Annotated in this window: 10 protein-coding genes and 1 tRNA gene; 3 read left to right on the top strand and 8 right to left on the bottom strand. The window is 58.9% G+C overall.

Annotated elements, in window-relative coordinates:
* Positions 1-42: 42 nt before the first annotated feature.
* Positions 43-1,260 carry a deoxyguanosinetriphosphate triphosphohydrolase gene (locus PL599_RS11610; protein ID WP_142912317.1) on the bottom strand — a complete coding sequence of 406 codons (1,218 nt, stop codon included), beginning with the start codon at positions 1,258-1,260 and terminating at the stop codon, positions 43-45.
* A 226-nt stretch (positions 1,261-1,486) separates the two neighbouring features.
* Here PL599_RS11610 and erpA point away from each other — a divergent pair, with 226 nt between their 5' ends.
* Together erpA and xth are read left to right on the top strand one after the other, a co-directional pair.
* The gene (gene erpA, locus PL599_RS11605) at positions 1,487-1,819 is read left to right on the top strand and encodes an iron-sulfur cluster insertion protein ErpA (RefSeq protein WP_077982150.1); all 333 of its coding nucleotides are present in this window, start codon (positions 1,487-1,489) and stop codon (positions 1,817-1,819) included.
* 95 nt (positions 1,820-1,914) lie between these two features.
* Entirely contained in the window at positions 1,915-2,712 is a 798-nt protein-coding gene (xth, locus tag PL599_RS11600; protein ID WP_142912318.1) for an exodeoxyribonuclease III, read from the top strand.
* 74 nt (positions 2,713-2,786) lie between these two features.
* On the opposite strand, the gene exoR is transcribed toward xth, so the two are convergent.
* The 7 genes from exoR to PL599_RS11565 all read right to left on the bottom strand — a co-directional run bounded on the left by exoR (position 2,787) and on the right by PL599_RS11565 (position 11,717).
* Positions 2,787-3,581, bottom strand: a complete 795-nt coding sequence (gene exoR / locus PL599_RS11595; protein ID WP_077982148.1) for an exopolysaccharide production regulator ExoR — start codon at positions 3,579-3,581, stop codon at positions 2,787-2,789.
* Positions 3,582-4,143: 562 nt separating this feature from the next.
* A complete protein-coding gene (locus tag PL599_RS11590; protein ID WP_077982146.1) occupies positions 4,144-5,433 on the bottom strand; it encodes an outer membrane protein transport protein in 1,290 nt (429 codons plus the stop codon).
* Positions 5,434-5,892: 459 nt separating this feature from the next.
* Positions 5,893-8,736 carry a valine--tRNA ligase gene (locus PL599_RS11585; protein WP_269824696.1) on the bottom strand — a complete coding sequence of 948 codons (2,844 nt, stop codon included), beginning with the start codon at positions 8,734-8,736 and terminating at the stop codon, positions 5,893-5,895.
* Positions 8,737-8,954: 218 nt separating this feature from the next.
* On the bottom strand, positions 8,955-9,959 hold the full coding sequence (gene popZ / locus PL599_RS11580; protein WP_269824697.1) for a cell division protein PopZ: 1,005 nt from the start codon (positions 9,957-9,959) through the stop codon (positions 8,955-8,957).
* 389 nt (positions 9,960-10,348) lie between these two features.
* Complete coding sequence (locus tag PL599_RS11575; RefSeq protein ID WP_077982143.1) at positions 10,349-11,020, bottom strand: protein-L-isoaspartate O-methyltransferase family protein; 672 nt, start codon at positions 11,018-11,020, stop codon at positions 10,349-10,351.
* Positions 11,021-11,251: 231 nt separating this feature from the next.
* Positions 11,252-11,325 (bottom strand) — tRNA-Cys (locus PL599_RS11570).
* A gap of 239 nt (positions 11,326-11,564) precedes the next feature.
* Entirely contained in the window at positions 11,565-11,717 is a 153-nt protein-coding gene (locus PL599_RS11565) for a DUF3309 family protein (protein WP_003495626.1), read from the bottom strand.
* 710 nt (positions 11,718-12,427) lie between these two features.
* On the opposite strand from PL599_RS11565, the gene PL599_RS11560 reads away from it, so the two are divergent.
* Positions 12,428-12,733 (top strand): hypothetical protein, encoded by a 306-nt coding sequence (locus PL599_RS11560; RefSeq protein WP_077982113.1) that lies wholly within the window; start codon positions 12,428-12,430, stop codon positions 12,731-12,733.
* Positions 12,734-12,826 lie beyond the last annotated feature (93 nt).

Here is a 12,826-nt window from a genome sequence, read left to right as displayed (position 1 = left end):
CCGGCCATCATAACCGGGTCGGCTCCGCGATTGCCCGCTGCCCTATCGCAAATCGGGGGTGTGGTCAAACAGCCGCTGGTGGGCGCGCAGTGCATAACTATCGGTCATGCCGGCCAGATAGTCGCCCACATGCCGGGCTTTTGCGGCCACGCTCATGCCGGAAATGCTGTCCACCCAGTAATGGCTCTGCATTTCCGCCGGCACTTCCATATAACGGTGGAAAAGATCGGTAACGATCTGCGTGGCACCGGCGCGGATGCGCATGATTTCCGGATGGCGGTAGATATGGCCGAACAGCAGCTTCTTGATCTGCCGGTCGGTCTCGGCCATTTCCGGCGAGAAGGTCGCGACGGTGAAATCGGCGGCGCGGATATCGGCCGCGCTTCGTGGTTTCAGGCGGGCAAGATTCTGCTGGGCAACGCCGATCACATCCTCGACCATATGGGTGATCTGGCGGCGCATGATCTCATTGGCAAAACGCTCCTTGTCGAGCACGGGATATTTCGCCCGCACCTGCGCCATCAGTCCGCTGAGGAATGGCACCTCCTCCAGCATCTCGAAAGTGAGATAGCCGGCACGCAATCCGTCATCGATATCGTGGGTATTATAAGCGATGTCATCGGCAATCGCCGCCACCTGCGCCTCGAGGCTCGCATAGCTGCCGATTTCCAGATCCTGCTGCTCGCAATATTCGAGGATGGGCAGCGGAACCGGCCCCTTGATCCCCTCGCCCCTCGCATTCACCAGCGGACCGTTGTGTTTGACGAGACCTTCCAGCGTCTCCCAGGTGAGGTTGATACCGTCATATTCGGCATAACGGCGCTCCAGCTTGGTGACGATGCGCAGCGACTGGGCGTTATGATCGAAGCCGCCATAGGGCAGCAACACCGCATCCAGCGCGTCTTCGCCGGTATGGCCGAAGGGCGTGTGGCCGAAATCATGCACCAGCGCCACGCCCTCGGCCAGATCCTCATCCAGCTTCAGCGCACGGGCGAGAGCGCGGGCGATCTGCGCCACCTCGACGGTGTGGGTAAGCCGCGTGCGATAGTGGTCTCCGTCAGGGCTGATGAAGACCTGGGTTTTGTGCTTCAGGCGGCGAAAGGCCGTCGTGTGAACGATGCGGTCGCGGTCGCGCTGGAATTCGGAACGCGTCAGGCTTCCCTCTTCGGGAAAAAGACGCCCGCGCGTGGTCCATGGATCCGAGGCGAAAACCGCCCTCTCACCGCTTCCGAAACCCAATGCGCGCTGGTCTATGATCATGCATCCACCTGTTGTCTTCGCCGCCATGACCTAGACTGTGACTTCCTTTTCACCTCGGCCATTGACCTTTTCATTTACCCTTCATACCTATCGCAGAGGTCGGCGCAAAGCATCATCGCCGCGCTGACCGCCTTCACACAGGCTATAGACCGTTAATTTGACCGGTTTATAATGGTGACAACGAGATTATTGCTCTCCGGTTCTTGACCCCGGCAGGAGGAACGACATGGAAAACAGCGACATTACCCTTTCGGAAGCCGCGGCAAAGCGAATCGCCCAGATCGTCGCCGCCGACGCCGGCAAACAGGCGCTGCGCGTCTCGGTGGAAGGCGGCGGCTGCTCGGGCTTCTCCTACAAATTCGATCTGGCCGAAGACAAAACCGATGACGACATCGTGATTGCCCGCGGCGACGCCAAGGTGCTGATCGACAGCATGTCGGTCATCTATATGGCCGGCTCCGAAATCGACTTCGTCGATAATCTGCTCGGCCAGTCCTTCCAGATCAAGAACCCCAATGCCGTGGCAAGCTGCGGCTGCGGCACCAGCTTCTCAATCTGACGATTCTATCCACCACATCCTCGCCACCACCTTCCAAAAACGGTGGCAATCGGTTTTGCATCGGGTAAAAGTACCCCCACAAAAGGGAAACTCCGATGAAGATTGCCACCTGGAACATCAATGGCGTCAAGGCGCGTATCGAAAACCTCTGCCAGTGGCTGAAGGATTCATCGCCTGACATCGTCTGCCTTCAGGAAATCAAGTCGGTTGACGAGGGTTTTCCCCGCCTTGAGATCGAGGCGCTCGGTTATCACATCGAAACGCACGGCCAGAAGGGTTTTAACGGTGTCGCCCTGCTCTCGAAGGTCAAGCCGGACGAGGTCAATCGCGGCTTGCCGGGTGACGATACCGATGAGCAGGCCCGCTTCATCGAAGGCGTGTTTTCCGTGGAAGGCGGCGCGATCCGCGTCTGCTCGCTTTACCTGCCGAACGGCAATCCGCCGGACGATCCGGTGAAATATCCCTACAAGCTTGCCTGGATGGAGCGCCTGCGGCGCTTTGCGGAAGATCGCCTTGCAATGGAAGAGCCGCTGATCCTGGCCGGTGACTACAACGTCATTCCTGAGCCCTTCGATTGTCACGACCCACGCGTGTGGGAAGGCGACGCCCTGTTCCTGCCGAAAACACGCGCAGCCTTCCGCAAGCTGGAGAATCTCGGTTTCACCGATGCCGCGCGGGCGACGACGGATGAAGCAGGACTTTATTCCTTCTGGGATTATCAGGCTGGCGCATGGCCAAAAAACAACGGCATCCGCATCGATCATCTGATGCTGTCAGCCGAAGCCGCGGACAGGCTGGAATCCGTCAGCATCGAAAAACATGTGCGGGCCTGGGAAAAACCGTCCGACCATGTGCCGGTCTGCGGTTATTTCGCTTTCAATCCGGTCGGCTGACCGGCCCCTTCAGGCGGAAGAAATCACCCTGATCGCCATTCTCACTCCGGGCCATCTCTCAATCCGGCCAACTCTCAATCCGGATCGCTAAACTGCATGTTCTGTGCGAGTGCGATTGCCGCGCGGCGATCCTTCTCACCGGCGAGCGAAAAAGCCTGCTCCTGCAGGTTCTGTATCCAGGTACAGTCCGCCGCCGCGCATTTGTCGAGCGCAGCGGTCATGAAGGCCAGCCCCCGCGTCGTCTGGCCTTCCTGGAAGATCAGGTTGCCGAAGATCGACATCGCGCCCGCATGGCCGTGCTTGCGGGCCTGGTTGAGCCACTTCTTGGCCTGCTGCACGTCGGCGCGACCGCCCTCGCCGGCGAGAATCATCTCCGCCAGACGGAACTGCGCCTCCGCGACGCCAAAGGTGGAGGCAACCTGGAAATAAAGCTGGCGGGCCTGCGACAGGTCCATCTTCACCGGGCTGCCGGGAATGCCGTGACGGTAATAATCGGCAAGGGAAAGCAGCGCATTGACAAAAAAGCCGGTATCTTCCGAACCGGGCTCAACGCCCTGGCTGGCGATTTCGCTGTAAATCTTGAAAGCTTCGAAGTCGTTCTTGGCAACGCCGTCGCCATAGGCATACATATTGGCAAGCGCCCAGCGAGAGCCGGTATGGCCTTTTTCAGCCGCATAGCGATAGGCCTCGACGGCTTCGCCCTTGTTGCCGTTCTTGTAGGCCTTGAAGCCGAACTTGAACAGGTCGAAGGGGCCGGATTCCTTGGTCACGCCCGCATTGATGTCAAAAGCCGCAGCAGGCATTGCGAGCGACGCAAGCAACATGCCCATGAGGAGCGGCTTTAAAACGTTGGCTTCACATTTCAGCATTTCAGCGAACTTCTCTCACTCTTCCCGGCATATAGCCAATACTTGCGGAATACTGCAAAGCCGAACTCCGCCGGGTCGCGATTTTTCGAACACACTGCGTCTTTCCGGCAGCACTTTCCAGCGCACCACCGGTGGTCTTTTGCAGCAACTGCCCTAATTTTCCAGTGAGACAGATATAGGCATAATTTCCGGCAATATAACGGCATTTCGCCGTCCACCGGTCAGACCTGAACAAGAATGCCGGATGTAATTCCCGTATTACTTGCTTAAACCCTGAATCCAAACCCGTTTTCACTTTCCGGCCTTGCGCATCACCACATCAAACGCCTGCATGTTCTTCCATTCCCGCGTCCCTAAACATAAGCCAAGCACCCTGTTTGTGGCGGGAAATGGACAGATATGCTCACATTCCAACGCGACCACACGCTTGCAGAAAAGTGTTGCCAAATCGTCACAAAACTTTCGGCCTAGAAAATTTTATCGAGCAGGAATCATAGTCGCGCACGAAAAAGGCCCGGCTGGTAAACCGGACCTTTATTTTAGCATCTGCGGAAGGATGCTGTCAGAATTTGACCTTCACGCCCGTGGAGATTGCTGCCACGAGGTCGTTGCCGAAGTCGTAGCCCACCTCGTTGCCGCAAGTGAACCCGGCACCGCACGGTCCGCCATTAATGGAAGAGCTGCCGGAGGTCAGGAGGCCGAGAGCACCGGCAATCTTGAACTCGATATTCTTGTTCGGGGAGTAGACAATCTGCGTGCCCAGCGTCCAGGTGTCGGTCTGGGTACCGATGACAGTCGATGTACCGCGATCCCAGGTCAGGCTCACAGCGCCGCTCCACTGCTCATTGAACTTGTGGCCAACGCCACCGGAAATCGTCCAGCCATCGCGGTAAAACAGGTCGAGCGTGTTCAACGTGTCTTGTCCAGCGGGAACGCAAGGTGACGTGCCGACAGCGCAGAAAGGAATGACCTGAATCTGGCTCCAGTCGGTCCATTTCACCGAACCGAAAGCAAGCCAGTCCGGCGCAATGCCGGATTGCACCTTGAGTTCGATACTGTCTGGCATGGAAACAGAGCCATAGATCGGCACGAGCTTGCCGCCGTATTTCGCAAGCGTCGGAGAAATGGACGGCGGCGTCTGCGGAATCGCCCTGACATCGGCGAAGCCGGTCAAGTCGTGATCGACGGCGCTGTTATAAACAAGGCTCGCACGGAAGGCGATCTCTGGAATCTCATAGGCCATGCCGGCGCGCCAGCCCCAGCCATCACCTTCCATCTCAAGTTTGCCAACGCCGCTGAAGCTGGACCAGGCCGGATTGAGGCCCAGAACGGCCGGCCCGAGAACCTGACGGTATTTATAACCGCTGATCTCCTGGTAGAAACCGCCGCCGATGATCGAGAAGTCGCCTTTGCCAAGATCGAACTTCACCCGGCAGGTGGTAGCGTAATTGTGCGACTTGACCTTGGTCTCGATATTGTAGCTCGATCCCTGCCAGATGCCGGGATTGAGATGTGCGCCCCAGGGCTGCGAATAATCGAACATGCAGTCGCCGAAATCGCCGATTGCCGCCTTGGCACCGACGCGGGTCGACCAGAAGTTTTCAGAGTCGTCTGCGGTGCTTGACCAAGAAGCAGGTAAGGGACCGCTCTTTGCCGGGTTGTCGCGCGCATTCTCCACCTTGCGCTGCGGCGCGACGAAGGTTGCGGAACTGTCGAGAACATAATCGGACGGATCGAACAGCAGGTCGATATTGTAACCGCCACGCTCAAGGCCGCCGGCCAGTGAAGGCGTTACCGCCGCGATGCTGACTGCGAAACATACCGCGCCGCGAAAAATTGCAGTTTTTGCCATCTCTCTCCCCAATCAAGGCAATGTGATCGTCAAAAGAGTGAAGCGCTTCGCGGCAAATGACAATCTGCCGCACACTGGCACAGTTCCGCGACACTTCTCCATTTTTTACGTAAGAATTTTATGCGTATGCCCTTAAATAGTCATTTTAGGTTATTTTTCTAATCCAATTGAAGCAATCAGACATAAAATGAAACAAATTCCCACTTGAGACAGGAATTGTCGCCAAATAACCACACTTGCGAGTTTCCCGAAGAAACGCACTTATCAGGCCGTTTTTGTTGGATTTTTTGGCTGTTCCAAAGGTTTTCGGGCGGGCATGGCCTGAAATAATCGCTCTTTCGAACCCGCGTGATTCGTCGTTGCGGCGCAGCAATCAACCGGGGCAATTGTTCCGCCAAAACAAAAAAACGCCCCCGTTTCGAGGAGGCGTTTTGTATTCGTAAATGACGGAGGCAGCTATTATCCGGCTTCGCTGACCCGTGTAAGCGCTGTTCTCAAGCTTGCAAGCTGCACCTCCAGCTCCGCCTTGCGCTCGCGCTCGGCGGCCACGACTTCCGGATCGGCATTGGCCACGAACTTCTCGTTCGACAGCTTCTTGTCGATGCGTTCCATTTCCGCATCCACCTTGCCGATCGCCTTTTCGAGCCGGGCCTGTTCAGCCGCGAGATCGACGAGGTTGCCGAGCGGCAGGCAGACCGTGGCCTCACCGACGATGATCTGGGCCGAACCCTTCGGCGCGACATCGGCAGCGCGGATTTCATCCGCCCGCGCCAGACGCCGGATGGCCGCGGCATGGCGGTCCAGTCGCGCTTCCGTGGAGGTATTGGCACCGACGACCACCAGCGAGGCGGTAGCGCCCGGCGGCACGTTCATCTCCGCGCGCGCGGAGCGAATGCCGGAGACGAGATCGATCAGCCAGTTGATTTCGGCGGCTGCCGCATCGTCGCGGAATTCCGGCTCCGGCCAATCGGTGAGGCAGAGCAGGTCGTCGCGCTCCTCGCCCTCGCCGGCCGTATGTGCCCACAGTTCTTCGGTCATGAAGGGCATGAAGGGATGCAGCAGCTTGTAGATCTCCTCCAGAACATAGGCCGCGCAGGCCTGCGATTCCCGCTTCGCCTTTTCGTCCTCGCCGCTGAAGACAGGCTTCAACAGTTCCAGATACCAGTCGCAGAACTGGTTCCAGACGAAACGGTAGAGAATTCCGGAGGCGTCGTTGAAACGGAAGTTCTCAAGCGCCGCCGTCACGTCGCGCGCCGTATTGGCAAGCTCGGTCAGGATCCAGCGGTTGATGGTCAGCGAGGCGGTCTCGGACAGGAAATGCGGATCGCGCTTCACGCCGTTCATCTCGGCAAAACGCGTGGCATTCCACAGCTTGGTGCCGAAGTTGCGATAACCGGCGATACGCGCCGGATCGAGCTTCACGTCGCGGCCCTGCGCCGCCATTATGGCGAGCGTGAAACGCAGCGCATCCGCACCATATTCGTCGATCAGTTCCAGCGGATCGATGACGTTGCCCTTCGACTTCGACATCTTCTGGCCGCTCTTGTCGCGAACCAGCGCATGGATGTAGACCGTGCTGAAGGGTTCGACCGGGTTGCCGGCATCGTCCTTCATGAAATGCAGACCCATCTGCATCATACGGACAACCCAGAACGGAATGATGTCGAAACCGGTGACCAGCACATTGGTCGGATAATAACGCGCCAGTTCCGGCGTCTGCTCGGGCCAGCCAAGGGTCGAGAACGGCCAGAGCGCCGACGAGAACCAGGTGTCGAGCACGTCTTCGTCGCGCGTCAGGATTTCGCCCGGCTTGAAGTTTTCGAGCTTCTCTTCCACCCAGGCCTTCCATGGACCTTCATGGGCAATATAATGCTGGATGGCCGCCTGAAGCGCCTCTTCCTCGGTTTTCTCAACGAAGACCTGCCCGTCCGGGCCATACCATGCCGGAATCTGGTGTCCCCACCACAATTGCCGCGAGATGCACCAGGGCTGGATGTTCTCCATCCACTGGAAGTAGGTGTTTTCCCAGTTCTTCGGCACGAAATTGGTGCGGCCTTCGCGAACCGAGGCAATCGCCGGCTGGGCAAGCGTCTTGTTGTCCACCCACCATTGGTCGGTCAGGCGCGGCTCGATCGGCACACCGCCACGATCGCCATGCGGCACGACGTGCTTGTGCGGCTCGATCTTGTCGAGCAGGCCGGCTTCCTCGAAGATTTCGACGATGATCCTGCGCGCGGTAAAGCGGTCCTGCCCTTCCAGACGGTCCCATGCGCCATGCAGCGCAGCCGGATGGCTGAGGCCTTCGAGGAAATCCTCGTTTTCCTTGATGGTGATCGTGCCGTCGATATTCATGACGTTGATGGCGCGCAGGCCGCAACGCTTGCCGACTTCGAAATCGTTGAAATCATGCGCAGGCGTGATCTTGACCGCGCCCGTGCCGGCCGTCGGATCGGCATAATCATCGGCGACGATCGGGATCTTGCGTCCGACGATCGGCAGGATGACATGCTTGCCGACGATGCCCCTGTAACGCTCGTCTTCCGGGTTCACCGCAATGCCGGTATCGCCGAGCATCGTTTCCGGACGCGTCGTTGCGACGACGATGTAATCGCGGGTTTCGAACTCGGTGGGCTTGCCCTCTTCGTCGAAGGCAACCGGATACTGATAGGTAACGCCCTTTTCCAGCGGGTAACGCAGGTGCCAGAGATTGCCCTTCATCTCGATCTGCTCGACTTCCATGTCGGAAATCGCCGTCAGCAGCTTCGGATCCCAGTTGACGAGGCGCTTGTCCTTGTAGATCAGGCCCTGCTTGTAGAGCGTGACGAAAACTTCGAGAACCGCTTCGGAGAGCCCTTCATCCATGGTAAAGCGTTCCCGCGACCAGTCGCAGGAGGCGCCGAGACGTTTCAGCTGGTTGAAGATGAGGCCACCGGATTCGGCCTTCCATTCCCACACCTTTTCGACGAAAGCCTCGCGACCCATATCGCGGCGGCCCGGAAGCTGCTGTTCCATCAGCTTGCGCTCGACGACCATCTGCGTGGCGATGCCGGCATGGTCCATGCCCGGCTGCCACAGCACGTCCTTGCCGCGCATGCGCTCGAAGCGGACCAATATATCCTGCAGCGTGTTGTTGAGCGCGTGGCCCATATGCAGGGAGCCGGTCACATTCGGCGGCGGAATGACGATGGTGAAGGTTTCCGCACCCGGTTTGGCGTTGGCGCCGGCACGAAAAGCGTTAGCCTCGTCCCAGGCTTTGGCGATTTTCGGTTCGACGGAAGCGGAATCGTAGGTCTTTTCGAGCATTTCCTGACCTGAATTTTAGAGTTCTTGTGTGGATTTTTTAAATAAGGATGGACGGGAGAGAGTCAACAGAAACCCGCCCGCGAGCCAACCATTGAGCGGACCCACGGGTGACTATGCCCCCATAACACCTTCATCTTCAACAAAAAAGCCGCCCCTATGCCGGAGCGGCCCCTGTTTCGTCGGATCCGCCGCAATCGCTCGTGCGGCCGGAGGAGAACTTAGCGGCGCGAACCGCGCGCCACGCGCTCGATTTCCTCACGCACCAGACGCTCCACGAGCGTCGGAAGATTGTCTTCCAGCCAGTCCTGCAGCATCGGGCGCAGCATTTCAGCGGCCATGTCCTCGATCGAGCGCCGCTCGACGCCGTCGAAAACCTGCGCAAGCTCGCTGAAGGAACGGGCGATCTGCGCGCCGGCAGCGGCGGAAAGGAGATTGAGCGACAGGCCGCCCTCACCATCCGCTACGTCTTCTGCCTGTGGCTTGGCCAGATCGAATGCATGTTTTTCAACAGCAGGTTCCAGCACCGCCATATCGAAACGATCCGCTGTCAGCGGTGTTTCGATGGCACCGCGCAGCGACAGCTGATCGAAGCGGTTTTCGGCCGAAGGCGCGCTCTCGATGGCGGCAGCGGCGGCGCGATCCTCGGCGGCAAAAGATACCGGCTGCTCGCTCACGCTGGATGCCGGCTGCTCGCCGACGCTCGCGGCGGCCGCAGCCATCAGCGGCCGCACATCCGTCGGGCGCTGCGGTGCGGCGCGTTCCGAAGACGTCGCGGAGAAAGGCTGCGATAGAGCCGGCGCAGCAGCCGGCGGCGCGGTCTCGGACGCTCCACTGCGGGCCTGCGCGGCGAAAGCCTGCGGCCCCATGGCCGCGTTACGGTCTGCAGCGGCACGCACACGGGCGGCAACATCGGCAAGGGACATGGTCTTTTCGGCGGCGCTTTCCTGCCCTTCAGCCATTGGCTTTTCGGAAACCGGCGAAAACTCCTGCGCAGGCCGTGAGCCGAAAGCCTGGTTTGCAGCGGGGGGAACGCGCGCCGGCGGGCTGATGGGCTCCGCCACGAAGGCCGCTTCGCTCGCAGCCTCGTCTTCATCGTCATAGACCGGCGGCAACTGCCCGGAAAACGCACCGGCAGGTCCGGTCTCGTTGCTTTCGATGATCCGGCGGATAGACGCCAAAATCTCTTCCATGGACGGTTCACGCGCTACGCTTGGCTGAGCCATATCAATCCCCGGTTTCCACTCTTCGAGCGCCCTTGCCGCATCCCTCGGACACCGGATGAGCGCTCCTTGACCTGTTCAATTTGCACATCGCGTTTTCGACAACCGAAATCGATCGTCACACCGATGCTCTGAAACATGGCCGGCCAAGCGCTTGAGCATTTCGCCGTCCCTGTCGCAGGATCATGCGGGGCAGAAATACGCACACCCCGAATCACCCTTAGTTTAGGTCAGCATAGCGAGGAACTAAATCACTGATTCGACAAGTTTCGTGATGATGCACAGCTTTGTGAGAGCGGCCCGGAAGGAAGCGCCCGCCGGCAAACCGAACATAAAAACGCCGGGGCGGAAACGTCACCCCGGCGTCAAAAGAGAAGATGATCCTTTGCCGATCAGAAAACGAATTCGGCCGCCTTGGCAAAACCCGGCAGCGGCTTGATCGAAGCATTGAAGAAAGCGGCTGCCGATGTGCTGTTGCCATCGCGGCGATAGACGGTGGCCTTTGCGGCGCCACCATATCCGACGACCACGACCAGACGTCCGCCGTCGCGCAGCTGGTCGATCAGTGCCGCCGGCACTTCTTCCACCGAGCCGTTGATGAAAATGAGGTCATAGGGCGCTTCGCCCGCATAGCCCTTTTCGAGATCGCCTGTCACGACGGCGACATTGTCATATCCGAGCGAGGCGAGCGTCTCGGTCGCCTGTGCGGCCAGCGCCTCATCGCTTTCAAGCGAAACCACCGAACCGGCAAGCTGCGAAAGGATGGCAGCCGCATAACCTGCGCCGCCGCCGACTTCCAGCACCACGTCCTCCTTCGACACGGCCGAAAGCTGCAGCAGCTTTGCCAGCGGCGAGGTCTTCATGACATAACGGGCCGGACGGCCATCGCGGGCGGGACAGATCTGCAGGTCCTCGTCCACATAGGCAATCTGCCGCACGCCCGCCGGCACGAATGCCTCGCGCGGCACACTCAAAAACGCCTTCAGCACGGAATGCGACGTCACGTCGGTCGTACGCAACTGGCTGTCGACCATATTGGCGCGTGCGGTTTCGAAATCCATCATATCGTCTCGCCTCAATTTCAAGGATGCCGGTCGGGAAGCCTCGGCTCCAAAAGCTCAAAACGGCAGGGGCTCACCCTCGCCTTTGGATAATCTCATAATTGCCCAAGCGCACGCTTTCAAGCGCGCTGAGCAGGATGTGCGGGAAAAAGCGAAACAGTGGAGTTTTCCGGAACAGCAAATTACCGCGAAGCGGGGCAATAATACCGAAAACATTGTGTTCGTGGAATTTTTTGGAGGCCTCGCCCGGAATTGAACCGGGGTACAAGGATTTGCAGTCCTCTGCGTCACCACTCCGCCACGAGGCCTCACACGCTCATCAATCAAGCGATGGCGGGCATTTAGAACGAATCCATTATGGGCGCAAGAGGGTTCGTTCCGAATGTGGTGTTTTTTCGGGCCGGACCGGCACACCACAGCAGCCGAACTCCTAAGCGCTTAAGATTATGACGCTTTTCGTATCCGCTGCATATTTCGGAACAAACAAAGCCCGCACCCGGCGCGTTTGCGCCGTTGCGGGCGATGCTGCATTTGCTGTGCCGGGAGGTCAGATTCGCCCAAGCAGAACCAGGATCAGGACGATGACCAGAACCAGTCCGAGACCGCCTGACGGGCCGTAGCCATAATTATGGTAACCCCAGCTTGGCAGTGCGCCGATGAGAAAAAGAATGAGAAGGATGACGAGGATGGTGCCGAGCATGTGTAACCCTCCAGTATTGGCATATGTCCTGCGTGTTTGAATGATGAAACGCGCAAAAAGTTCCCTTCTCTCTATAGTCGGCAGCATAAGGGTGGAAACGCATCCTCTTCAGTTTCAACGGGTTACACCGGAAATTCGGAAATGCGGCGTTGCCGCTCCGTCTCGGGAAATAATTCTCCGCCAAGTTAGGTCGCCACAAAAGCCCTGAGGAGCTGTGGCGGGCCGGCCTTCACCGGGATGACCAAAGCAGCGATTTATCCGAGGTGATTTCTCGGCCTATGTCTATTGGCGGTTGTCCGTCATATTAATGCCAGTCACCCGTCCCCTGAAACTGGCGGGAGACGGAGAGATCCGGCATCACTGGCAGTGCGCCGGATCTCTCCCGCCCCTCCCAACAGCCCCTCATATCCCCTTCACCTTCGCAGGCACACGGATATTTTACCGGCTATGTGCTGCCTTTCGCTTGCATTGCCGGTTTCACTCCGGCTAGACCCCGGACCGGGAGGGAGAAACGAGCATCACATGTCCGGTTTTGCGAACCTCATCCCGCTTTTCATCTTCGGCCTCCTCGTCTATTTTTTCTTTCGCTGGGTCGCGCGCGACATTCAGAAACCGAAGAGCAAATAGTCGGGAAAATCGTCTCCGCCCCTCTGCCGCCGGGAACCGTCGCGCCTCGACATCGTTTTCACAGACGCACTTGGGAGGACAGGATGAAAACGCTCGTATCGTCGGCCGCTATCGCGCTTGCACTGGCGCTTGCCGGATGCACCACGGCCGGACCGGCCGCCTATCTCGGCCCCGCGCCCTATGTCGAACCCATCCCCGGCAGCATCATCTACAGGGGCCAGCCGCGAACCAAACTGACGAAATCGCCAATCGGCAGCACTTTCACCCATGAGTTCCGCATCGACGGCAGCACGAGAGCGGTGGAAACCTACCGCATCGCGCCGGACCGCTCGCTGGAACTCATCGACCGCCGCATCATCCGCGAATGGCTGTTCGGGCGCGACGACTGACCGCACCGTAACCGGCAGAAACGCATCCGCAACGGGATTGCGCATCCTGACCGCTTGGTTTAGAGCCGGGCGCAACAACCACGATGGATAGGC

The sequence above is a fragment of the Agrobacterium sp. ST15.16.055 genome, from assembly GCF_027956555.1.
Lineage (GTDB): Bacteria > Pseudomonadota > Alphaproteobacteria > Rhizobiales > Rhizobiaceae > Agrobacterium > Agrobacterium salinitolerans.
This window is presented reverse-complemented; position numbering and strand designations above follow the sequence as displayed.